Source organism: Nostoc sp. (genome assembly GCF_036917575.1).
GTDB lineage: Bacteria > Cyanobacteriota > Cyanobacteriia > Cyanobacteriales > Nostocaceae > Nostoc.
Genome location: NZ_JBALDC010000018.1, coordinates 94,606 through 117,658, shown reverse-complemented (window position 1 = coordinate 117,658; position 23,053 = coordinate 94,606). Strand labels below are relative to the sequence as shown.

Annotated in this window: 25 protein-coding genes; 13 read left to right on the top strand and 12 right to left on the bottom strand. The window is 42.4% G+C overall.

What is annotated here, in order from left to right; all coding sequences use genetic code 11:
- Window positions 1-20: 20 nt before the first annotated feature.
- Together V7K79_RS04585 and V7K79_RS04580 are read left to right on the top strand one after the other, a co-directional pair.
- Window positions 21-251: a type II toxin-antitoxin system HicB family antitoxin gene (locus tag V7K79_RS04585; protein WP_335045105.1), complete on the top strand. Its 231-nt coding sequence runs from the start codon at window positions 21-23 to the stop codon at window positions 249-251.
- A gap of 7 nt (window positions 252-258) precedes the next feature.
- On the top strand, window positions 259-486 hold the full coding sequence (locus V7K79_RS04580) for a type II toxin-antitoxin system HicA family toxin (RefSeq protein ID WP_335045102.1): 228 nt from the start codon (window positions 259-261) through the stop codon (window positions 484-486).
- A gap of 28 nt (window positions 487-514) precedes the next feature.
- Here the strand turns inward: V7K79_RS04580 and V7K79_RS04575 are convergent, their stop codons facing one another.
- The 4 genes from V7K79_RS04575 to V7K79_RS04560 all read right to left on the bottom strand — a co-directional run bounded on the left by V7K79_RS04575 (window position 515) and on the right by V7K79_RS04560 (window position 4,198).
- Window positions 515-1,327 carry a DUF4351 domain-containing protein gene (locus V7K79_RS04575; RefSeq protein WP_335045100.1) on the bottom strand — a complete coding sequence of 271 codons (813 nt, stop codon included), beginning with the start codon at window positions 1,325-1,327 and terminating at the stop codon, window positions 515-517.
- An 85-nt stretch (window positions 1,328-1,412) separates the two neighbouring features.
- Entirely contained in the window at window positions 1,413-3,047 is a 1,635-nt protein-coding gene (groL, locus tag V7K79_RS04570; protein ID WP_335045098.1) for a chaperonin GroEL, read from the bottom strand.
- Between the two features lie 92 nt (window positions 3,048-3,139).
- The gene (gene groES / locus V7K79_RS04565; RefSeq protein ID WP_094348596.1) at window positions 3,140-3,451 is read right to left on the bottom strand and encodes a co-chaperone GroES; all 312 of its coding nucleotides are present in this window, start codon (window positions 3,449-3,451) and stop codon (window positions 3,140-3,142) included.
- Window positions 3,452-4,027: 576 nt separating this feature from the next.
- Complete coding sequence (locus V7K79_RS04560) at window positions 4,028-4,198, bottom strand: hypothetical protein (RefSeq protein WP_335045096.1); 171 nt, start codon at window positions 4,196-4,198, stop codon at window positions 4,028-4,030.
- 338 nt (window positions 4,199-4,536) lie between these two features.
- Between V7K79_RS04560 and V7K79_RS04555 the strand changes: the two genes are divergently transcribed.
- The gene (locus V7K79_RS04555) at window positions 4,537-5,214 is read left to right on the top strand and encodes a response regulator transcription factor (RefSeq protein ID WP_012407592.1); all 678 of its coding nucleotides are present in this window, start codon (window positions 4,537-4,539) and stop codon (window positions 5,212-5,214) included.
- Window positions 5,215-6,344: 1,130 nt separating this feature from the next.
- Here the strand turns inward: V7K79_RS04555 and V7K79_RS04550 are convergent.
- The 3 genes from V7K79_RS04550 to V7K79_RS04540 form a co-directional block, all read right to left on the bottom strand.
- Window positions 6,345-6,503, bottom strand: a complete 159-nt coding sequence (locus V7K79_RS04550; RefSeq protein WP_335045094.1) for a hypothetical protein — start codon at window positions 6,501-6,503, stop codon at window positions 6,345-6,347.
- 77 nt (window positions 6,504-6,580) lie between these two features.
- Window positions 6,581-7,972, bottom strand: coding sequence for an asparagine--tRNA ligase (gene asnS / locus V7K79_RS04545; protein WP_335045092.1), 1,392 nt, complete (start codon window positions 7,970-7,972; stop codon window positions 6,581-6,583).
- Between the two features lie 2 nt (window positions 7,973-7,974).
- Window positions 7,975-8,337 (bottom strand): hypothetical protein, encoded by a 363-nt coding sequence (locus V7K79_RS04540; protein WP_335045090.1) that lies wholly within the window; start codon window positions 8,335-8,337, stop codon window positions 7,975-7,977.
- A 104-nt stretch (window positions 8,338-8,441) separates the two neighbouring features.
- On the opposite strand from V7K79_RS04540, the gene V7K79_RS04535 reads away from it, so the two are divergent.
- Window positions 8,442-8,717: a DUF6439 family protein gene (locus V7K79_RS04535; protein WP_335045088.1), complete on the top strand. Its 276-nt coding sequence runs from the start codon at window positions 8,442-8,444 to the stop codon at window positions 8,715-8,717.
- Between the two features lie 86 nt (window positions 8,718-8,803).
- On the opposite strand, the gene V7K79_RS04530 is transcribed toward V7K79_RS04535, so the two are convergent.
- Both V7K79_RS04530 and rlmD read right to left on the bottom strand, forming a co-directional pair.
- On the bottom strand, window positions 8,804-9,253 hold the full coding sequence (locus tag V7K79_RS04530; protein ID WP_335045086.1) for an ATP-binding protein: 450 nt from the start codon (window positions 9,251-9,253) through the stop codon (window positions 8,804-8,806).
- A 392-nt stretch (window positions 9,254-9,645) separates the two neighbouring features.
- Entirely contained in the window at window positions 9,646-11,052 is a 1,407-nt protein-coding gene (gene rlmD, locus V7K79_RS04525) for a 23S rRNA (uracil(1939)-C(5))-methyltransferase RlmD (protein ID WP_335045084.1), read from the bottom strand.
- Window positions 11,053-11,263: 211 nt separating this feature from the next.
- Here rlmD and V7K79_RS04520 point away from each other — a divergent pair, with 211 nt between their 5' ends.
- From V7K79_RS04520 to purF, 5 genes are all read left to right on the top strand, one after another.
- The gene (locus V7K79_RS04520; protein WP_335045082.1) at window positions 11,264-11,749 is read left to right on the top strand and encodes an allophycocyanin subunit alpha-B; all 486 of its coding nucleotides are present in this window, start codon (window positions 11,264-11,266) and stop codon (window positions 11,747-11,749) included.
- A gap of 972 nt (window positions 11,750-12,721) precedes the next feature.
- Window positions 12,722-13,036: a hypothetical protein gene (locus V7K79_RS04515; RefSeq protein WP_335045080.1), complete on the top strand. Its 315-nt coding sequence runs from the start codon at window positions 12,722-12,724 to the stop codon at window positions 13,034-13,036.
- Window positions 13,023-13,331 (top strand): type II toxin-antitoxin system death-on-curing family toxin, encoded by a 309-nt coding sequence (locus tag V7K79_RS04510; protein ID WP_335045078.1) that lies wholly within the window; start codon window positions 13,023-13,025, stop codon window positions 13,329-13,331. Before V7K79_RS04515 ends, V7K79_RS04510 begins: the two co-directional genes overlap by 14 nt.
- A gap of 125 nt (window positions 13,332-13,456) precedes the next feature.
- Window positions 13,457-15,853: a phosphoribosylformylglycinamidine synthase subunit PurL gene (gene purL / locus V7K79_RS04505; RefSeq protein WP_335045076.1), complete on the top strand. Its 2,397-nt coding sequence runs from the start codon at window positions 13,457-13,459 to the stop codon at window positions 15,851-15,853.
- 316 nt (window positions 15,854-16,169) lie between these two features.
- The gene (gene purF, locus V7K79_RS04500; RefSeq protein ID WP_335045075.1) at window positions 16,170-17,669 is read left to right on the top strand and encodes an amidophosphoribosyltransferase; all 1,500 of its coding nucleotides are present in this window, start codon (window positions 16,170-16,172) and stop codon (window positions 17,667-17,669) included.
- Window positions 17,670-17,742: 73 nt separating this feature from the next.
- On the opposite strand, the gene lysS is transcribed toward purF, so the two are convergent.
- Window positions 17,743-19,281 carry a lysine--tRNA ligase gene (gene lysS, locus V7K79_RS04495; RefSeq protein ID WP_335045073.1) on the bottom strand — a complete coding sequence of 513 codons (1,539 nt, stop codon included), beginning with the start codon at window positions 19,279-19,281 and terminating at the stop codon, window positions 17,743-17,745.
- A gap of 64 nt (window positions 19,282-19,345) precedes the next feature.
- Between lysS and V7K79_RS04490 the strand changes: the two genes are divergently transcribed.
- The 4 genes from V7K79_RS04490 (at window position 19,346) to V7K79_RS04475 (ending at window position 20,961) form a co-directional block, all read left to right on the top strand.
- Window positions 19,346-19,480, top strand: a complete 135-nt coding sequence (locus tag V7K79_RS04490; protein WP_335045071.1) for a hypothetical protein — start codon at window positions 19,346-19,348, stop codon at window positions 19,478-19,480.
- Between the two features lie 204 nt (window positions 19,481-19,684).
- Window positions 19,685-19,900 carry a Nif11-like leader peptide family natural product precursor gene (locus V7K79_RS04485; RefSeq protein WP_069068113.1) on the top strand — a complete coding sequence of 72 codons (216 nt, stop codon included), beginning with the start codon at window positions 19,685-19,687 and terminating at the stop codon, window positions 19,898-19,900.
- Between the two features lie 268 nt (window positions 19,901-20,168).
- Complete coding sequence (locus V7K79_RS04480; protein WP_335045069.1) at window positions 20,169-20,597, top strand: transposase; 429 nt, start codon at window positions 20,169-20,171, stop codon at window positions 20,595-20,597.
- A gap of 130 nt (window positions 20,598-20,727) precedes the next feature.
- Window positions 20,728-20,961, top strand: coding sequence for an EF-hand domain-containing protein (locus tag V7K79_RS04475; protein ID WP_335045066.1), 234 nt, complete (start codon window positions 20,728-20,730; stop codon window positions 20,959-20,961).
- Between the two features lie 326 nt (window positions 20,962-21,287).
- Here V7K79_RS04475 and V7K79_RS04470 read toward each other — a convergent pair whose 3' ends face one another.
- Both V7K79_RS04470 and V7K79_RS04465 read right to left on the bottom strand, forming a co-directional pair.
- Complete coding sequence (locus V7K79_RS04470; protein ID WP_335045064.1) at window positions 21,288-21,713, bottom strand: hypothetical protein; 426 nt, start codon at window positions 21,711-21,713, stop codon at window positions 21,288-21,290.
- 72 nt (window positions 21,714-21,785) lie between these two features.
- Window positions 21,786-22,910: a geranylgeranyl reductase family protein gene (locus V7K79_RS04465; RefSeq protein ID WP_335045062.1), complete on the bottom strand. Its 1,125-nt coding sequence runs from the start codon at window positions 22,908-22,910 to the stop codon at window positions 21,786-21,788.
- Between the last annotated feature and the right edge of the window lie 143 nt (window positions 22,911-23,053).

Here is a 23,053-nt window from a genome sequence, read left to right as displayed (position 1 = left end):
AGTAACATCTACATACAATAATGGAAAGATTGCTAAATATCCACATTGAGAAATTACCTGAAGGCCTTTATTTAGCAACATCTGATGAGCTTCAAGGTTTAGTAGCTCAAGGACGGACTGTTGCCGAAACTATAGAAATTGCCCGTGATGTAGCGTATAAGTTATTAGAAGCACAATCTCAGGATCAAGAACTAGATTATTTGCAACCAATAGCTGAACAATTTAACTATCCTTTAGTTGTAGGTCGGTAGTCAATTCATGGGACGGCTAGCTGGGTTTAACTACAGACAAATTATTAAAATCTTAAAAACCTTTGGCTTCGTTTTTCATCGTCAAGCCGCAGGGAGTCATGAAATCTGGTTTAATCCTGAAAGTAACCGTTACACTACTATTCCCAATCATTCTGGCGATATGCCAGAAAGAACATTACGTGCAATTTTAAAGCAAGCTAGTATTGAACCTGAAGATTTTCTTAACCGCTCTTAGTAATAGAGAAGGTTTTTATTAATTTTAATTAAGCTTGTTGCTGCTGCTCTAACCAAGCTATCAAATCAGCAACTTCAGAAAAATCAAGCAAATCTTCTCCCAACTCCTCTAACTGTTCAGCAGATAAATTCCGAACCTGCTCAATTAATGAGCCATCAATAGCACCAAAACGCCGTTTAAGTAGACGACTAATCAATTTAAACGCTTCTTTTTGAACAATATCTTGATAAATTACAGACTCTTTCATAATATCCTCCCGCAAAAATTGCTGAACCAAATCCTTTTCAAACCGCAAACCAGCCAGAATTTCTACACAACCCGCGATATTTTGTCGCTCCTCCCTATCTGGAATTGTAGCGATTTGTTCAGCTACTTGTGCCAGTAAAGTTTGCGGTGAGTTTGTTCGCGTCAAACTTGCTAAAGGTAACAGCGCCGGATTAACTAAGAACAGTGTTGAATCTTGCTCCCAAAGACGAACAACCTGATATTGGTGAATCGTTGTCTTGTCCCGATATTCTTCAGTAAAAGCCATTTCGTTAGTAGTTTCCTGCAAAAAGATTAGTACTTGCACTACAGAACAACGATATTGACGCTTCAACCTCACAGAATAATCGAGCATTCGGAAATTAAGTGCCGGATTAGATTTCGCCAAAGTTTGAAATTCAATGTGCAAAATTTGGTTAGCCGCCTGCAAAAATGTCACAGAATCGGCACGAATTGGCTCAAGCGTGAGTTCCGTTTTTAAGACTTCAATTTGTTGCACCTCTATCCCAAGCAACCAACGCACAAACTCGGCTGGATACTGTTCAGCTAAATATTTACAAGCGTTGTCGTAACTCACCCTTTTCCTCTTCTGCTAACACAAAAAAAACGACCGCCTCCATAAGGGAAGCAGCCGTTTTAACAAATTATGTAACTACAAAGTATTAGTAATCGAAGTCGCCGCCACCAGCACCAGCACCCGCAGGAGCGCTATCTTTAGGCTCAGGCTTGTCAACTATAATACATTCGGTTGTCAACACCATACCAGCGATCGAAGCAGCATTTTGCAGAGCAGAACGAGTCACTTTGGCAGGGTCAACAATACCAGCAGCTAACAAATCGACGAATTCGTTTGTCGCGGCGTTGTAGCCAACACTAAATTCTTTCTCTTTCACGCGTTCAGCGATCACAGCACCATTCTGACCGGCGTTTTCAGCAATCCGCTTTAGAGGTGCAGGTAAGGCGCGAACGACAATCAACGCACCAATCAACTCTTCATCTTTAAGATTGCTCTTTGCCCAAACTTCCAAGTCGGGAGCAAGGTGAGCCAGAGTTGTACCACCGCCAGGAACGATACCTTCTTCTACAGCAGCTTTAGTAGCGTTGATAGCGTCTTCTAGGCGTAACTTCTTGTCTTTCATTTCGGTTTCGGTCGCTGCACCCACTTTCACGACAGCGACACCACCAGAGAGTTTAGCAAGACGCTCTTGCAGTTTCTCTTTGTCGTAAGAAGATTCGGTTTCATCGATTTGACGACGAATCTGTTCGACACGAGCCTTAACAGCAACTTCGTTACCTTCGGCAACAATTGTCGTGCTGTCCTTGGTGATGGTGATCCGGCGAGCTTTACCCAGGCTATCAAGCTTGGTGTTATCTAGCTTCAGACCAGCATCTTCGGTAACTAATTGACCACCAGTTAAAACGGCGATATCTTCTAGTAGTGCTTTGCGGCGATCGCCAAAGCCAGGAGCCTTAACAGCAGCCACGTTGAGTACACCGCGCAAACGGTTTACTACTAAGGTTGCTAAAGCTTCTTTTTCAATATCTTCGGCAATAATCACCAAAGGACGACCAGCACGAGCTACTTGCTCTAATACTGGTACAAGGTCTTGTACCAAAGCGATTTTCTTATCGGTCAGCAGTAGGAAAGGTTCATCAAAAACCGCTTCCATCCGTTCAGCGTCAGTAGCGAAATAGGGAGAGATGTAGCCTTTGTCAAAGCGCATCCCTTCAGTGATTTCCAACTCGGTGAACATAGATTTCCCTTCTTCTAGGGAAATTACGCCTTCCTTGCCTACTTTGTCCATTGCTTGGGCAATCATCTGACCAACTTCTTCGTCATTACCAGCCGAAATCGCACCAACTTGGGCAATGGCTTTGGAATCTTCCACTGGACGGGCGTGTTCTTTGATTTTATCTACGAGGAAGTTGGTAGCTTTATCAATCCCACGCTTGAGGGAAATTGCGTTAGCACCAGCTGCAACGTTCCGTAAGCCTTCTTTGACGATCGCATGAGCTAAAACGGTAGCAGTTGTTGTGCCATCGCCCGCAGCATCATTGGTCTTAGAAGCAGCTTGACGAATCAGAGCTACGCCAGTATTTTCAATGTGGTCTTCTAGTTCGATTTCTTTAGCGATCGTTACACCGTCATTGACAATTTGTGGTGCGCCAAATTTCTTTTCTAGGACTACGTTACGACCTTTGGGGCCAAGGGTAACAGCTACAGCCTCAGCCAGGATGTCAATGCCTCGTTCCAAGGCGCGACGGGCGTTTTCGTTGTAGATAATGCGCTTTGCCATAATTTAATGTTAGTTGTCCTTTGTGATTTGTCCTTTGTCATTTGTCCTTTGTCATTGGCTAATAATGATTAATGACCAATGACTAATGACCACTAAATAACAACTGCTAAAATATCTTTTTCAGAAAGCAGTACATATTCTTCAGTGCCGAGCTTGATGTCAGTGCCAGCGTACTTAGAGTACAGCACCTTATCGCCGACTTTAATTTCTAATTCTTGACGGTTTCCATCGTCATTACGCTTGCCAGGGCCAAGGGCGACTACTTCCCCTACTTGGGGCTTTTCCTTGGCGGTATCGGGCAAATACAGACCACCTGCGGTCTTTTCCTCAGAGGCGCTCACTTTTACGAAAACGCGATCACCTAAAGGTTTAACTGTAGAAACGCTTAAAGATAAAGCTGCCATAATTATTTTCTCCAGTTTAGCACTCTCAACTCCTGAGTGCTAATCTACCGAAAAGTAGCGTCCAATGGCAAGAATTCTTTGAGTACGGGTTCCCGAACTAGAGGGTCATATATTTACTTAAGTATAAATGCTTAATTATTTATACCTTGCGGGTTTTGTTCTGTAAGTTACGAAGAGAGTAAGGAGTGAGGAGTAAGAAGGGATGAAAATTATTCCCCACTCCTCAGTCAACTTTATTTGCAAAACTTGCAAATTGTTATAAAACTGTAATTAGGGAGCCGCTCGATGAGTAACAATACAGTGACAGCGATTCAGTCTAGGCATTAAATTTCCAAAACTACTAAGTCTCTGGAACATAAAACCCTAAGTAATTGTGTAGAAAGTTTAGGACTTGCAAAAATTCAGCGACATATTTTTATTTGCGCTGACCAGACAATTGCTGCTCAAAACGAGCTAGTCTGGAATTCTGGAATTACTTAAAAAAGCGACTTAAAGATTTAAAATTTAATGAGTTGCACTAAAGTAATTCTATTTGCGTCTATAAAATAAAAGTCAACTGCTTGCGTGTTTCTTGTTCTAGACCCATAATGGTGGTTTACCCTGATGGTGTCTGGTATCGCCAAGCAACCCGGAAGTTACCCTGCGGATTATCCGAGAACGCTTAATAGGCATAATGGCGGTTGAAAAATATGCGTTTTCAACCAATCCTTTGCCAGAAACTTCCCTAGTTTCTTGTGAATATTTCATAGAGGCTTAACAATCAAAGGATATGGTATAGCAGTAAGCTTTAAGAAAGTGCGGGTTGGTTTTGAGGTAGGGTCATCTTTAAGCCAATACTTACTTGTGAGTCAGAAGGACTATTATTTTATCAGTGCTTTTTACCCCGCCGCTTTCAAAGAGATATATAATAGCGCATTATAGATACTACTGCTATACGTATCCTTGCTGGACTTTTGCTATCGAGCTACTAGTCTATCGAAAGTGCTCGACATTTTTGAGACTTCGAGACAGCAAAGGCAAGTTAAGTAGGAAAAAGGACAACATCTCGAATAACCCACCATAGAGGATAAATATTCAAGACTTTGATGGACCGAAGCGCGACAAGTGCCACTGCTATGAAAGAACCCAGCATGAAAGATCACAAACGACTTCTATTGATTGATGATGACCCTAACCTCATCTTGCTGGTGAAGGATTACTTAGAATTCCGGGGATATGAAGTCATCACCGCTGAAAATGGACGTGAAGCTCTGGAAATTTTAGAGCAAGACGTTCCAGACATGATCATCTGCGATGTGATGATGCCGGAAATGGACGGATATACTTTTGTCGAACAAGTCCGGCAAAACGAACGCACTAGCTGGATTCCGGTTCTTTTCCTTTCAGCTAAAGGACAAAGTGCAGACCGAGTTAAGGGTCTGAACAAAGGTGCTGATGTTTATATGGTCAAACCCTTTGAACCAGAAGAACTCGTAGCGCAAGTTGAATCCTCGTTGAAACAAACTATCCGTTGGAAAGAACACCAAGCTAAAGGAGGCGAAAACGGTTCCCGTATCCAGGTTCCCTTCGATGTGCAATTAACTCCAACCGAACTGAAAGTAGTCCAGTTTGTCGCTAGGGGTTTAGCTAACCGGGAAATTGCTGAAGAACTAAATGTTAGTCAGCGCACGGTTGAAAGTCATGTGTCCAATATGTTGGGCAAAACCAATCTCCACAACCGCACTGAACTAGCGCGGTGGGCGATTGAAAATCAAATGGCATAGTGGATTTTAGATTTTGGATTTTGGATTGATAATCTAAAATCCGTCTTGGAAAGTCTGATCAAAGGAAACCTTCGATCAGACTTTCCGCATAATTCTAAAATCTAAAATTGATTACCACCCATCTTCTTCAGGGCTGGATTGATGCAAAACTTCTAAATCTAGTTCATCCAGGTAAGTTATGGCGCTTTCAATCTGGGAAACAGTACTTCACAGTTCCAGATCGAAGCAGCTATATTGTGGCACGTTTGCGCTTACCTGGGCATCATCAATAATGACTATGACCCTATAGTGATAAACCAGTCGTGAAATGACTGGTTCCTCATAGAAGTCTTTAGGAATGAAAACTTGGATACGAGTTTGGGTAAATCTATTATCTTAAATATCAGTATTATATTTTACTTGTTTATTTAGAATTGCCATTCTAGCTTCTTACTCGACTTCTGGAATGAGTGTTTTATCTTTGTACAATTTTTTTAACACCAGCGTCACTTATCCCACGCAGGCAAGCAAGAAAGTATTTGCCCTTGCAAACCATTAATATAAATGTAGTAAATGTGAATAATTGCTTATAATTCGGCACTTATAAGGTTAATTGTGATTTTATAACGGTTTTCGAGCAAATTAAATATAGCTAATCTGTAGGGTTACAACAATTGTTGTAACCCTAATTTATTGTGTATGAGATTTAATACTGAAGTCAAAGCTGCCATATATGTTACTTTGTCAAAGTTTTAGGGAACTCTATTACTAGAACTTTGTAGATTTAGCCCTCTGTTTAAATATCAATAAAAATCGATTATTTAGGATATTTACTTCTATGTAATGACCTATTGATCCAGTGAATGCAAACAACCTTATTTGCCGTAACTTTGGGTCATAAATACTGTTGCAAGGTCGCTATCGAGTAATCAAACAACTAGGACAAAGTGGCTTTGGTAACACTTTTGAAGTTAACGAGTGTGGTAAAACTAAAGTTTTAAAAGTGCTGACGAGAATAACCCCAAAGCCATTTAACTGTTTTAGCAGGAAGCAAAGGTTTTGAGTCAGCTAAACAGTGCAGGTATTCCCAATCTGACTAACGAGTTGCACTGGCAAAATATGCACTCAAGATTTCTCCCCTTTTGGCAGATTTAATGGGCATACACTATTAGATAAATTCCCTCACAGATAACAGCGACGTGAGGAGATTCAAAAATCTTAATTTTCACTAATCGCTTTAAAAAATACACGACTATACTAGCAAAACCCACATAGCCTGCGGCAACGGCAAAGCCGAATGCAGGTTTCAAAGTTTTAATTAGTCCTCGCAGACCGACTTGGTTTGTGTAGACGCGATTTTTAATCGCCTGGGTTTCAAATTCTCAAACTAAAACTCAGCACTTTGCGGTGTCCGAGGAAATGGAATCACATCACGAATATTTCCCATTCCCGTCATAAATTGCACGAGTCGTTCAAAACCCAACCCAAAACCAGCGTGAGGGACAGTACCATAACGACGTAAATCAAGATACCACCATAAATCTTCTGGCTTTAATCCTTGGGCTAACATCCGGCGTTCTAAAATATCTAAACGTTCTTCCCGTTGAGAACCGCCGACAATTTCGCCAATTTTAGGTGCAAGAATATCCATTGCACGAACGGTTTTTTCATCGTCGTTTAAGCGCATGTAAAAAGCTTTGATTTGCGCTGGATAATCTGTAACGATCGCAGGTTTTTTAAATAATTGTTCAGCTAGGTAACGTTCGTGTTCTGATTGTAAATCTAAACCCCAACTTACAGGATATTCAAATTTAACATCGGCTTTTTCTAAAAGTGCGATCGCTTCTGTATAAGTTAAACGTTCAAACTGATTATTAATAATATTTTCGGCTGTTGCTAACACAGATTTATCAATGCGTTCATTGAAAAATTCCATATCTTCTGGGCAAGTTTCCAACACATATTTAAAAATGTGTTTGAGAAATGCCTCAGCTAAATCCATATCGCCTTCTAACTCACAAAAAGCCATTTCTGGCTCAACCATCCAAAATTCTGCTAGATGGCGCGAGGTGTTGGAATTTTCTGCACGGAAGGTAGGGCCAAAGGTGTAGACGTTACTAAACGCCATCGCCATAACTTCCGCTTCTAACTGGCCGCTAACTGTTAAATATGTGGGTTTAGCAAAAAAGTCTTGGCTGTAATCTACTGCTTGATTTTCTGTACGGGGAATATTCTTTAAATCCAAACTGGTAACGCTAAACAGTTCACCTGCGCCTTCGCAATCGCTAGCAGTGATAATGGGTGTGTGTACCCACAAAAAGCCTCTTTCGTGGAAAAATTGGTGAATCGCTGTCGAACAAGCATTTCTGACGCGGAAAACAGCACCAAAGGAATTGGTACGCGATCGCAAATGTCCAATGGTTCGCAGAAACTCAAAGGAATGGCGTTTCTTTTGCAGGGGATATGTATCGGGATCGGCTTCCCCGTAGACTTTCACTGTCTCGGCTTTCAACTCAATTCGCTGTCCTTTACCCAGAGAAGCTACTAATACCCCTGTCGCCTCGACAGCAGCACCCGTATTTAATTTTTTCAAGATAGCTTCATAATCTGGCAAATCCTGATTAATCACGACTTGCAAATTAGCTAGTGATGAGCCGTCATTGACTTCAATAAAAGCAAACCCTTTGGATTCGCGCTTAGTCCGCACCCAGCCTTGCACTTGGAGGGACTCATCAGGTTGGCCACTTCGCAATATTTCTGCAATCCGTCGATTTACCATATTTATCCAGCATAAGACTTTAATATCCAGCCTATGATAACGCCCATTCCACCAAAGCGGACGACTTGCCAGAAAGGTTTTTTGAGGCTACGCCAAGAAAATAACTGGCTTTCTAAGTTTAGTTCTAGCATTTCCAACTGCCGTTGAATTTGTCGTAACTCTGCTTTGATTTCTGGTGTCTGAGATTTATTGTGCTTTAGTCGATCGCGGCGCTGTTGCCATTGTGCCTGTTGCTGGCGATCGCGTTGCACTTGATCGTAACGTTCTCTTAAGGATAGGAGCGATCGCTCTACTTCCTCTAGTTCTTGTTCAAAATCTGGTTCGGGATTTTCTGCTGACGGCTGTGATTGTTTAGACGGCTTCATTTACAAATAGTAAACTAAGATTAAATGCGACCTGCCAATAGTCAAAATCAAAACTATGAGTTTTTGACTCAGCACTTAGCACTCATCACTCAACACTCATAATTATGTCTCAATCTACTCAGCTGCCTAAAACCAGTCAACTGAATGAACTTACTACTCTGGAACTAGCTCAAGCTCTTATGGAAAGGCTAACTATTTCCCCTAACGATTGGCATCGCCTCAAGTCTAACCGCAATTCCCGCGCTAATGAACAAGTGGCAGCAGCAATTGTGTATCTTTTAAAGAATCAGCCAGAAGAAGCTCAAGTTAGATTACAACAAGCAGTTGGTTGGTTAGATCGCTCCATTTCTGCCCCTCCCTGTCCGACTCACGGAAAATAGGGAGTAGGGAGTAAGTAATAAAATAATCTAATCAACCAATAACTTTCTCCTTTTCCCAGGCGCGATTAATCGCGTCTCTAACCCTGTTACCGCCGCAGAGATAATCCTCGGCGATTTTCCATTTGTTTACAAAGCCTCAATTCTGTGCCTTTGCGGTTCCACTCTACCTGATCAAAAATTTGATGCAGAAGACATAAACCGCGACCATTTTCTGATTCATCTGGTGGAAGATAGTCTGTTGGTTCTTGATTACTAGTTGATGAAGGAGTAAAGCCACTACCCTGGTCTGATATTATCCACCAATATTGATTATCGATTACGGAAAAACGAACTACAACTGTTTTACTCGGATCGAGATTATTACCATGTTTAGCTGCGTTTACTAGGGCTTCTTGAAGTCCTAGCCGCAGTTCTGCTTGTAATCTTGCTGGGATTTCTGCCAACAATAAGTCTAATATAGGACAAAGGTAGAGGGTTGAGGCAAAACTAATAGTGCCCCAATAACGTCCAACTGGACGAAGTGAAATAGTAATCACAAGAGAAACCCCATAGCTTTCAGTTAGCTAGACATCAGTTTGCTATTACAGTCACCCTGATAAGTACTTGAGGTGGTCATGCTGCCTTCAAACTTGCGTCTTTGAAACTAAATTTTGAAAATGCTAGGGAGCATTGGTTCTATAGTCTCACATTAGGATTGTTTCGGTATATATCGGCTGGAATAAGTTTGAAAATCAAGTCAGCAAATTAAAAATATGCTGTTAATTTTAGAGAGTATTAGCCTACTCTAATTAGTTACCGATTTATGACTCACACAATCTTCTTCATATTTTTTAGAACCTATGCTACTTGAATTTATTTAAATAAAATGAATTTTTATTTTTCGCTTAATTCAATTTTAGCATCTTTAGTATGCACTAAACTAAAAACTTCAAATTTCAGTTTTTTTAAAGGAATTATTACCCTTGTCAAAATGTGATAGCACAAGAAAGGCGGCAGCTTCAACATGAGCAGTTTGAGGAAAAAAATCAGCAGGTTGTACCCGTGTAATGGTATATTCCCCATTTTGACAAAGCAATTTCAAATCGCGGGCGAGGGTAGCTACTTTACAGCTGACGTAAACGATCCTATATGGTTTCAATTGCCGTAAAGTATCTATGACTGCGCGATCGCACCCCTTACGTGGCGGATCGAGTATTACTACTTCTGGTATTGTGCCCATTTGGGGAAGCAATTTCTCTACTGCCCCGACTTGGAATGTGACATTATCAATTCCATTGCGGTGGGCATTTAAAATAGCTTGTTCTACTGCTGCTGGTTGCACTTCTAATCCTGTAGCAATACGAACTTTTTTGGCGAGGGGTAAAGTTAAAGTCCCTATACCACAGTATGCATCAACCAGGAACTCATGCCCTTGAAGATTGAGTTCTGATTGAATTATCTGCAATAGTTCCTCTGCCGTTTCTGTATACACTTGGAAAAATGTATCTGGGCGTACTTTAAATTCCAGTCCAGCAAAATGCTCACGCAGGTGGGGTACTCCAGCGATGCAACGGGTTTCTGATCCAAAGATAGCATTTGTGCGATCGCTATTGCGGTTGAGCGACACTCCTACTAACTGCGGATAGCGCTTTAACCATTCCTGGGCTTGAATTTCAATTCCTGATAAATTCCAGTCCTTTACCACCAAAGTCAGTAATATTTCCCCTGTGTGTCGGCCAATGCGTAAACCAAGATGGCGAATTTGTCCTTGATGACGCTGTTCGTCATAGATTCGCCAACCTCGTTGTTGGATATCCTGCTTAACTTCGGCAAGTAAAAGATTTAATCGCGCGTCTTGAACTGGACATTGATTTAAATTAATTAATTGGTGACTACCTTTTTGATAGTAACCAGCTTGTACCTGTCCTGTTGCCGATGTGCCCAAAGGATATGTAGATTTGTTACGGTAGCCGAAAGCAGAAGGGGCAGCAAGTACCGGATCTACTGGTGGTTGGATAAAACCGCCAATACGTTCCAAAGCTTGAATAACTTGATTTTGCTTGGCTACTAGCTGGTAATCATAATTAATATGCTGCCACTGGCAACCACCGCACTTATCCGCCACAATACAACTAGGTCGGATCCGGTGGGCGGATGGTGATAATAGCTGCTGGAGCTTCCCGTGGGCGTATTTTGCTTTAACATGAACCAAGCGGACAATCGCGCGATCGCCTGGGACAGTATCTGGGACAAACACTACACGCTCATCAGTGCGCCCCACACCATCGCCTGTATCACTCAGATTAGCGATCGTCACTTCAATTAATTCACCCTGCTGCCAAATTATTTTTGTCATTTGTCATTGATCATTGGTCATTGGTCATTTGTCACGGGTGCAAAGGGGTAGAGGGGAAAGACTTACTGCTACTTCTCCTCTGCTCCCGTGCTTCTCATTTCCCCCACTCCCCAAACAGATAAATTCAATACATAAGTAACTCTGATCCCTTCACTTGTGTACCTCAGACTCGCTAAACTAACAGATAATATTTCAGGTGATTTCAATAATCATGACTGTAATTAGCCAAGTTATTCTCAAAGCCGACGACGAACTGCGTTATCCCAGCAGTGGCGAACTTAAAAATATCAAAGACTTTTTGCAAACCGGGGTACAACGGACGCGGATTGCGGCTACCTTAGCCGAAAACGAAAAAAAGATAGTTCAGGAAGCAACCAAAAAACTTTGGCAAAAGCGTCCTGATTTTATCTCCCCTGGAGGTAATGCTTATGGAGAACGCCAACGCTCTCTATGCATCCGTGATTTTGGCTGGTACTTACGCCTAATTACTTATGGTGTACTTGCCGGTGACAAAGAGCCAATTGAAAAAATCGGTTTGATTGGTGTGCGCGAAATGTACAATTCATTGGGCGTTCCCGTGCCTGGAATGGTAGAAGCGATTAATTCCCTCAAAACAGCCTCCCTTAGCTTACTGAGTAAGGAAGACGCTGCTGAAGCATCACCTTACTTTGATTACATCATTCAAGCGATGTCTTAATACAAAGTGTGTGCTGGTTCTAGGAATATACTTTCGGTCTACTAGAGTGAGTGCGAGATATTAGCACTCAATAGGTATAAAATCCCCAATTTGATCGCACCTTCCCCACATTTGGTAGTGGCTATGGCAAAATCTCTGTCAAGTTACCAACCAGTTGTGGGGAAATTTTATAGGTATGGGGCACTGAGTGCCTAGCGTCCGTCTGGTAGAGAAGTATTGGGCATACCTTTGGCTTACCTCGACTTTTCTACGAGACGCTGTTCGCGTTCGCTCGGCACAAGTTGCTCAGGGCAAGTAGGCATTTAACTAATGACTAATAAAAATACAAAAAACCGACAGTCCTTGATTAAGGCTGTCGGCTATTAAGTGTGTTCCCTATTAATGACTCGGCTAGAGTTCAGTTGTCATTAATTATGCCTAGTTACCGATCGCTGGGAGACGATCCTAATCATCTATATGTGTGATTCTCGTCACTTGATTGTTACATCTAAACTGCATATACCCGAATAATCTCTGAGTGGGCACTAGATTCACGTAAGTAAAGGAGCCAGAAGTTTCACCAAGATTAAAAAATCAAGTTATCTTTAAAGATTAAAGCATTTGGTCTGCTAATGATCTTCATTTTGTCTACCTGACTGTCGGAATAATTTTGTTGAGTGGATTCTGAGGTTTTACTACCCCTCTATTCCAGAAACAATTTTGCTTGTAAGAAAGGTTGCACAAGCATCTTTTGCCAATATTTCTTAAGATGGAAATATAAGTATTTAGTTAGAGTTTAAATTAAAGAGCGATGGCTTTGCCAACGCCAAGGGCGAACGCCCTTCAATCTACAGGAAGTAAAAGTGCGTAGCTTGCCGCCGTAGGCATCGTGTTTTGCAGTTGCCTTCATTGAGTAAATCATAATAGCGCGATAAGCTGGAGTTAGCAGCAGAAGTGATTTACAACTGGCAAAAAACCTAGCTTGGGGTAACGATGGCAACAGAACAAAAGCACAGCAATTATTTATTAGAAGCCGAAAGCCATTTGCGTCAACTTTCTATTGAAAAGTTGCGATTAGCAGTTGCGTTTCTGGCTTATTTGCAAGAAACAGAAGAAAACGAAGTTACTGAAAAAGTATTATTAAATATTCATGATTTTGCCCAATCTTTCCGCGAGATTGGACAAAATGAAGACAAGTTAGAAAATACTGCTTCAAATCGGATTGCCTCAGATGAAGAGGTATGGCAGGCTTATTTAGCTTCTAAACAGAAATGGCAGGAGGTTTACCGTCGCCTTGCAGACTCCTAGATTTCTTTCTATTTCTCAAGTCCTAGACATTCACCAAGATGAGATAAACAGCTTTGGTGGAACATCTGGTGTTAGAGACGAAGGTTTGCTAGATTCAGCATTGGCACAACCTCAAGCTACTTTTGGCGGCGAACTTCTCCATCCTACAATTCGCGAGCAAGCAACAGCATACCTGTACCATTTAGTGATGAACCATCCGTTTATTGATGGCAACAAACGCACTGCATTTGCGGATGGATACCTTCATAACCTTAAACGGCTACAGTTTGAACTTATCCCAAGAGCAAGCTTATAATTTGGTGATTCAAGTAGTTCAGAAAGAAATATCCAAACAAGAATTATCTGCATTTCTGGAACTGCACTTACAGGGCAAGTAAATCGATAGAATAATGCTCTGTCCCCCCAAAGTGCATTACTTCCATGACTGCAACCTCAAAACCAGCCTTTTCCCCCCAAGAAATTGCTGCTGAAGGTCTTAAACCAGAAGAATACGCAGAAATTGTCCGTCGGCTAGGCCGTCATCCCAATAAAGCTGAACTAGGAATGTTTGGCGTGATGTGGTCAGAGCATTGCTGTTATAAAAATTCTCGACCTCTACTCAAACAATTTCCCACTGATGGCCCCCGCATCCTCGTAGGGCCTGGTGAAAATGCTGGTGTTGTAGACTTGGGTGATGGACTCCAACTAGCTTTTAAGATAGAATCTCACAACCATCCCTCAGCAGTCGAACCCTTTCAAGGAGCTGCAACCGGAGTCGGAGGCATTCTCAGAGATATTTTTACAATGGGTGCGCGTCCCATTGCCCTGTTAAACTCCTTACGCTTTGGTTCCTTAGAAGATGCCAAAACCCAACGACTGTTTAGCGGTGTGGTAGCAGGAATCTCTCATTATGGTAACTGTGTAGGAGTACCCACTGTTGGCGGCGAAGTTTACTTTGACTCTGCTTACTCTGGAAATCCTCTAGTGAACGTTATGGCATTAGGGTTGATGGAAACGCCAGAAATCGTCAAATCTGGAGCATCTGGCTTAGGCAATCCTGTGTTGTATGTTGGTTCCACCACTGGGCGCGATGGCATGGGAGGGGCAAGTTTTGCGAGTGCAGAATTGAGCGATAAATCCATAGACGATCGCCCTGCTGTGCAAGTGGGCGATCCCTTTTTGGAAAAGTCGTTAATTGAAGCTTGTCTGGAGGCATTTAAGACCGGTGCAGTTGTCGCCGCCCAAGATATGGGAGCAGCAGGGATCACCTGTTCTACCTCAGAGATGGCGGCAAAAGGCGCTGTGGGAATTGAACTAGATTTAGATAAAATTCCCGTCAGAGAAATAGGGATGGTTCCTTATGAATACCTGCTTTCGGAATCTCAAGAACGAATGCTGTTTGTTGCTCATCAAGGGCGCGAACAAGAATTAATTGATATTTTCCATCGGTGGGGACTTCAAGCCGTTGTCGCTGGTACAGTCATCGCCGAACCAATTGTGCGAATTCTTTTTCAAGGTGAAGTAGCAGCAGAAATTCCCGCCGAGGCTTTGGCGGAGGATACCCCACTGTATAACCGAGAGTTGTTGGCAGAAGCACCAGAATATGCGCGTCAAGCTTGGGAATGGACTGCTGATTCTTTACCTCCTTCTACAACTGCTGGAATAGAACTTCAAGGAGGACTGCAAAGTTGGAATGATATTCTCTTAACTTTGCTCGATACACCCACGATCGCTTCTAAAAATTGGGTATATCGTCAGTATGACCATCAAGTACAAAATAATACAGTTATGCTGCCAGGTGGGGCAGATGCAGCTGTTATCCGTTTGCGTCCCTTGGAAGAGGATAGGGGGCAAGGGAGCGGGGGGGCAGAGGAGCAAAGAAGAATTTCTAATGTCCAACGCGGTGTTGCTGCCACTGTAGATTGTAATCCTCGTTATGTTTATCTTGACCCCTACGAAGGAGCTAAGGCAGTGGTGGCAGAAGCAGCACGCAATCTTAGCTGTGTGGGCGCAGAACCTCTAGCGGTGACAGATAACTTGAATTTTGGCTCTCCAGAAAAACCCATTGGTTACTGGCAATTGGCAGAAGCTTGTCGCGGTTTGGCGGAAGGTTGCCGAGAATTGACGACACCAGTCACGGGCGGAAATGTCTCTTTGTACAATGAAACTCTTGATTCTCAAGGTATCCCCCAATCAATTTATCCCACCCCTGTTGTCGGTATGGTGGGCTTGATTCCTGATATAACCAAAATTTGTGGTCAAGGTTGGCAAGCATCCGGGGATGTGATTTATCTTCTCGGATTGCCTCTGACATCTCAAATCAGTTTGGGAGCATCTGAATATTTAGCCACTATCCACAATACTGTTGCCGGAAAACCACCACGGGTAAATTTTGACTTGGAACGCCGTGTCCAGAAAGTTTGTCGTGCAGGAATTCGTAATGGTTGGGTACGTTCAGCCCACGATTCTGCTGAGGGAGGAGTGGCGATCGCAATAGCAGAATGCTGTCTTGCTGGCAATCTTGGTGTCGAAATCAATTTAGAAATACCACCAACACAGTTAAACCGCCTCGACGAGGTGTTGTTTGCCGAAGGTGGTGCCCGAATTTTAGTTTCTGTAGCATCAGCACAACAAGAAATTTGGGAATCATATTTACAGGAACATTTAGGTCAAGACTGGCAAAAACTCGGTGTAGTTGGTAATTTTGAGACGGGTTTAGGGGTTTTCACCACCGATAACCAAACCTTAATCAAAGTTAGTATCGAAGATATGAACGATCGCTATTTCCATGCGATCGCCAGACGTCTCACCATCCATACCACTATTTCTGAGTGCTGAGTATTTAGATTTTACTTATAACTATTAGCGTCTGTGAGCAAATTTACGGTAGTGTTTTAATGGATGGTTAAAGATTTGTTAAGAATTCCGCAGCCATCTATATAATCCCAGTGACTGACTACTAATTTGAGATTTGGAATTTGAGATTTGGGATTAGGAGCGTTGCTTCTAATTCATATTTTGTTCTTACTGGGCAAAAAAATCTCAAATAGTCATTCTTGAATTCCAAGCCGCATCCTTACTACGGTGCGATCGATCCAAAATCGTCAATTTCAAATCCAAGATTGATTGACCCCCCACCAGGAGCAAAGCTAGCATGATTTCTATTCATTCTGTCACTTCGGATGAATACCCCGACCAGACCAACAACCCAATCAATAGTCATGAAAATCAGCCTGACAAGCCAGAAGAAGCTTGTGGTGTTTTTGGCATCTACGCCCCAGGAGAAGACGTTGCTAAACTGACCTACTTTGGATTGTATGCCCTCCAGCATCGGGGTCAAGAATCAGCTGGTATTGCCACTTTTGAGGGAACACAAGTACATCTTTACAAAGACATGGGCTTGGTGTCTCAAGTTTTTAATGAATCTGTGTTGGATAAATTGCCCGGTAGTCTTGCTGTTGGTCACACTCGTTATTCCACCACAGGTTCTAGCCGCAAAGTTAATGCCCAACCCGCAGTACTAGAAACCCGTTTAGGTTCATTAGCTTTAGCACATAATGGGAATTTAGTCAATACTGTGCAACTACGTCAAGAGTTGCTTGAGAATAAATGTAACTTAGTAACAACAACAGACTCAGAAATGATCGCTTTTGCGATCGCAGAAGCCATAGATACGGGCACTGATTGGCTAGAAGGTGCTATTCAGGCATTTCATCGTTGCCAAGGAGCCTTTAGTTTAGTTATTGGCACTCCCGTTGGCGTTATGGGTGTTCGCGACCCGAATGGAATCCGCCCCTTAGTAATCGGCACTTTGGCTGGTAATCCAGTCCGTTACGTTTTGGCTTCTGAGACTTGTGGTTTAGACATCATCGGAGCCGAATACCTGCGAGACGTAGAACCAGGTGAATTAGTTTGGATTACTGAAGAAGGTTTAGCTTCTTATCATTGGAGTCAACAGCCCCAGCGGAAATTGTGTATCTTTGAAATGATTTACTTTGCCCGCCCTGATAGCATCATGCACAACGAAAGTCTGTACAGCTATCGAATGCGATTAGGACACCAGCTAGCTAAAGAATCTGTTGTAGATGCCGATATTGTCTTTGGTGTTCCTGATTCTGGTATACCTGCTGCTATTGGATTTTCTCAAGCGTCTGGTGTCGCTTACGGCGAAGGACTGATTAAAAATCGCTATGTTGGGCGAACCTTTATTCAGCCAACCCAAATGATGCGGGAATCGGGTCTGCGGATGAAACTCAACCCCCTCAAAGATGTATTGGCGGGGAAACGAGTAATTATCGTAGATGATTCGATTGTAAGAGGTACTACCAGCCGTAAACTAGTCAAAACCTTACGTGACGCAGGTGCAGTAGAGGTACACATGCGAATTTCTTCTCCGCCTGTAACTCATCCCTGCTTCTATGGCATCGATACCGATTCTCAGGATCAGCTAATTGCTGCTACCAAGTCAGTAGCAGAAATTGCCAAGCAACTAGAAGTAGACAGTCTCGCCTATCTGAGTTGGGAGGGAATGCTAGAAGCGACACGAGAAGACACCAATAGTTTCTGTTCTGCTTGCTTCACTGGAGATTATCCCGTGGCGATTCCTGAGCAAGTGAAACGTTCTAAGCTGATCTTAGAAAAAGTAGTGGTATAAGGACTGCGGGGATTGGGGAGATGAGGAGGAATTAAAATCTTCCCCAGTACCCAGTCCCTAGTCCCCAGTTCAATTACGAATTGTTACTACTGGCTTCATCTGGGGATGATTCTGATTTTTCTGGCTTGAGTAAGGGGAAGGCGATCGCATCCCGAATACTGGCACAATCGGTTAATAACATCACTAACCGATCAATCCCAATCCCTAAACCACCTGTAGGTGGCATACCGTATTCCAAAGCGGTGAGAAAGTCTTCATCTACACCTTGGGCTTCTAAGTCGCCAGCAGCTTTCCGCGCCGCTTGAGCTTCTAAGCGTTCTCTTTGATCGATGGGATCGGTCAGTTCTGAGAAGCTATTGCCAGTTTCTCGCCCGACTATAAATAACTCAAATCGTTCTACCAAACCAGGGACAGAACGGTGAGGTTTTGCTAAAGGCGAAATTTCTATAGGGTAATCAATTACAAAGGTGGGTTGAATTAAATTAGCTTCTACTTTCTCTTCAAAGGCTAAATTTAATAATTTACCAATTGATTGGGCTTCATCCATACCAGGAATATCAGCATTTTTAGTTGCTGTTTTGGCTTCTTCTAAATTTTGGAACGAGTTAAAATCCAAGCCCGTAAATTCTTTAACTAAATCGTGCATTGTTACCCGCCGCCAAGGTGGTGTTAAATCTATCGATTCCCCTTGGTAAGTAATTTGTAATGTGCCGAGTACCTCTTGGGCAACAGTGGTAATAATTTCTTCTGTCAGCGCCATCATATCGTTGTAGTCGGCGTAGGCTTGGTAAATTTCAATTGTCGTAAATTCAGGGTTGTGTCGAGTTGAAATTCCCTCATTGCGGAAAACTCTACCTAATTCAAACACCTTTTCAAAACCACCTACAATCAACCGTTTGAGATGGAGTTCTGTGGCAATTCGCAGATACAACTCCATTTCTAAAGTGTTGTGGTAGGTGATAAATGGACGTGCGTCTGCACCCCCAGTCTCACTTTGCAAAACTGGTGTTTCAATTTCCAGAAAATCTCGCTGTTCTAAATAACGGCGAATACCAGCAGTAATTTGAGCGCGACGGCGGAAAGTTTGCCGTACTTCTGGGTTAACAATCAAGTCAACGTAGCGCTGACGGTAGCGCTTGGCAACATCCGTTAATCCATGCCACTTGTCAGGTAGCGGCAACAAGGATTTAGTAAGGATAGTATATTGTTTAACGTAGACAGATAACTCGCCCTTTTCAGTCCGTTTAATAGTACCTTTAGCTCCTAATATGTCACCTGCATCTGTAAGTTGCTTCAGGTGATTGAAGGCATCGGCATCAATATCTGCCATACCTTCTTGGATGCGATTTTTATCCAGATAAAGCTGAATTGTACCGGTTTCATCTTGCAAGGTGAAAAAAGCCAATTTACCGAAAACGCGACGCGCCATAATCCGTCCGGCTATGGCAACTTCTAAATCAACTTCTTCACCATTGGATAAATCGGTAAACTTTTCTTGCAACTGCGCTGCATGATGGGTAGATTCCCAATGATAGGCATAAGGGTTAGTCCCTAGCTGCTTGAGTTGTTCTACTTTCTCCAGCCTGGCGGCTCGGATATCTTCTTCCGACATGGTAACGAACTTTCATGGGGCAAGATTAATTATAGATGCTGCCAAAGTTGAGAGTGAGAGATAATTGCCCAAAAGTGACGTGCATCGGCTAGCAAAAGTAGAAGTTGCCTTAGTTCAGATGCAAAATTCCATTCAGTTGAGCCAATACTCTGAACCTGAGCCAGACATCGCTATTGTCCGCATCGATTCGCAAAAGTAGATTTTACTGTATCACCCAGGGTGTTGAAAAATCTATAGTGCGCAGTCGAGTCTCTTTATAAGCAAGATTCAGATAAATGAAGAGCAGCGCGTCGCGATAATCATCTTTTTCCCGAATCTTGATACCCTTGTGCTGCTAGTCTTAAAGAATATACTGCTGTTTTTCTTTATATTACGAGTAGCTAGCGAGGATCAAATTTTAAATATGGCTTTTGAGCAAATCGAAGCATTTTTAAAGAAAATGCAGTCTGAACCTGAACTTAAAAACGAGGTGCTCGCAGCACCAACCGCAGATGATGTTGCGCGAATAGCACTAAAGCTTGGTTTTGAATTTTCAGGTGATGAATTATTGAGAATGTCAGGTAAGAAAGTTGGCAGCATTACTGTTAGAAAAACTGATCTTCCTGGAGAGTACAACTAGGGGTCACGCGAGAATTTTTGAAGAAGGCAGAAGGCAGAAGGCAGAGGGCAGAGGGCAGAGGGCAGAAGGAACAATTGAATGGGGATTCAGACCCCAATCAATTGTCGGCGCCGTGTAGACAGCGGGACTTTAAACCCAAGTTCGGTTTGGTCACGGGCAGAGGGCTGGAAGCAGTATTCACTTATCACTTCTGCCTCCTGCCCTCTGCCTTTCTTCGGTAAAAAATGTACGCTAAGGGATCTAATCCCCAATCAAAGCACCATGATTATTGGTATTACCCTTCTTTACACACTGCACGAAAGCCAATGTTTCCGATGATGCTGGCTTGCTGGAGATGTTGAGGGAAAACATCAGCTATTTCCGGTCAAAACCAATGAACATTCCTAAAATTACCATCCTACTCGACCAGGGTTATCATCCAGAACATCTGACACAGGAACTAGAAAAGGTATACCCGCAGATCATGCGTCAGATTAAGTTTGAGCGCTCGACCAAGCCTTCCACCCAAGAAAAGGCAGCGCAAGGCAAGTCAGGATTTGTCCCAGCAGTAGCCAGGTGGGTAATTGAGCGGTCGAATGCTTGGATGGGGCGCTGCAAGATCCTGGTCAAGAACTTTGAGCGAACATTATCGAATGCCACGACCAAGCTCAATCTTTGTTTTGTTAAGCTCATGCTTAAGAGACTCGCAGCTTCTTAGAGATATCAAATGGGTTTTATAAGAAAACATTGCCAAGTATAAAAATTTCATTAAATTTTCCTTAACTGCCCTTGCATCTTTGTCAAGATTTTGGGATATTAAATTGAAAAATTAATTCAGATAAAAATTTATGACAACCGAGCAAGAGCTTCAATCTCTTTTTAATAAGTTAGATGGCGATCAAGACGGCAAAGTCTCCATTAATGATCTTTTCTTAAGTCCTGGCTTGAGTGCACTCATCTCAGCAGAAACAAATACCACTAGTCCCCAGGAGTTACTAGTACAGTATGATTCGGACAAAGACGGTAGTATTACCTTTGAAGAGTTAAAGAAAGCAGTTGAGAAAGCAAAGAATTTAAACTAGTAGTCAAAAAATCAACGCTACACTCACTCCAAAATCCCTCTCTAGGCAACTACTGAGGGATTTATTTGCCCCTTTGTGACACTTTGCTATCAGATACATTCTAGCTAGTAATAACTTACCATAGACTTTATAGCCATCTCTCAGATGGTTTTTGATTGGTTAGTGGTTTTAATTATTCAATCCACATTTCGCAGGTGCGATCAAAGTATGGAAGGTTATAATCTTAAATTTATTTTGCAGGAGATGCAACGTTATTTTTGATTGCCTTTCCAGAAATTGATGTCCAGATTAGTCAACTGTTTCCATAATTTTTACAAATCAAACTTTTATTTATCTTTTATTGTTAGCAAATGCCTAGATGAAATAGCTTTCATTTTCAAGTTAGTAAATTGTACGATCGCCTTGACTAAATCTTGCTGTTCTGGTTGTAAATTGAGTTTTTCTAGCGCTTGTTTGATATTATTACCAGCCCGGAGATTGTGATTAAGTTGCTCACGCTGAGATGAGTTTAGTACTGCCGCAATTTCCCTATTTCTTCTCTGACGCACAGCTTGGAGTTCCTGGCGTTGTAAGGGAGTCAGGCTAATGTTTGACGAGGTGGAGTAGCTTTCAGTTTTGGTACTTTGGGCGAAAATAACATCATAATTCATATTGATTTGAACGGGTGCAGCTAAAGCAATTCCCGGCATGAAGAGGACAAAAGCAAGAATATTAGCGAATATAGACAGCCGTTTTCTCAAGTAAATTGCCATATTGAAAAATACCTAGTCTGGCGGAAGTTTGCCTAACTTTAAGCAAGTTGCTCAAGTAACTTATCTGGTTAATTAACCTCCAAAACCAGAAATTAAACGCTTCAGGGCACGATCAGCAACATCCCCGTAGCGCAGTTCCCCACACATAATCTTACCCATGATCTGGGGAGCCGAGGGATGCTTAACACCAACTTTGTAGCTAATGTTGGAAAACCGATAAAATGCCCCAGCTAATTTTTGCGCCCAAGCCATCTCAGTACCTAATTCTTGATTAATGGCTTCGCTATATTTTTCTAAAGCGTTAGTGTCGCCAGAAAGTGCTTCATTAATGGTTGCGGCTGCAAGTAAACCACTAAAAATTGAAGGGCGAATGCCTTCTGCTGTCATGGGATCAACCACACAAGCAGCTTCCCCAGCTAAAATCGCATTTTGCGTGTGCAGCTTTTGATTACCATCCCAAATACATAGGGGATGACCATATTGTTTACTGGTTTTGAGGTCTAAATTTAACGATTTGGCGTACTCATCCAAAATCTTTTTGAAGTCCTGGGGTTGACGACCACCAATAAACGTCCCGACACCTATAGAATAACCATCAGCTTTGGGGAAGTTCCAGAGATAGCCGTTTTTGACCAAGCCAAACTCAAAATGAATTGTGGGTTTATTTTCTACAATGCCAGGGATTTCTGCCTCTAAAGCTGCCGAAAGCAGACGTTTACGTTCTTTGAAACCTAGCCATTTTGCCATTGCTCCTTTGGCACCATCAGCCGCGATTAAGTAGCGACCTGTAACTGGTTCATTAGCTGTGTTAACTTGCCAATAGTCACTTTGAAATTCAATACCAGTCACTACCGTATTATCTCGTAGTTCAGCTCCTTTTTTCTGTGCTTGCTGCACTAGAAAATGGTCAAAAATATCTCGTCGCACCATCCAGATTGGTTCTTTGGTGGCGATTTTTGCTTCCACGGGGTCGCCCAATTTCCAGGTAAAGCGAAGAAAGTCAGCTTTTATAGAAATTACTGGGCTAAAATCAAAGTCAAACCATTGAGCGATCGCTGGAGATACACCACCGCCACAAGGTTTATATCTTGGCAGAGATTCTTTTTCCAACACTAATACTGAGCGACCTTGTTTGGCTAAATGATATGCAGCTGTTCCACCAGCTGGTCCAGCGCCGACAATAATGCAGTCGTACATAAGCCTGAATTTTTGCTCCTCAATTAGTTTATTTTCTATTTAGATACTCGCTCAATTTTTGTAAGATAACGCGATGTGCGACTTTTTTTTATTCTTGTGGGATGGACATCTTGTCCGTCCTTTCTGGTATGGCAAGAACCCTA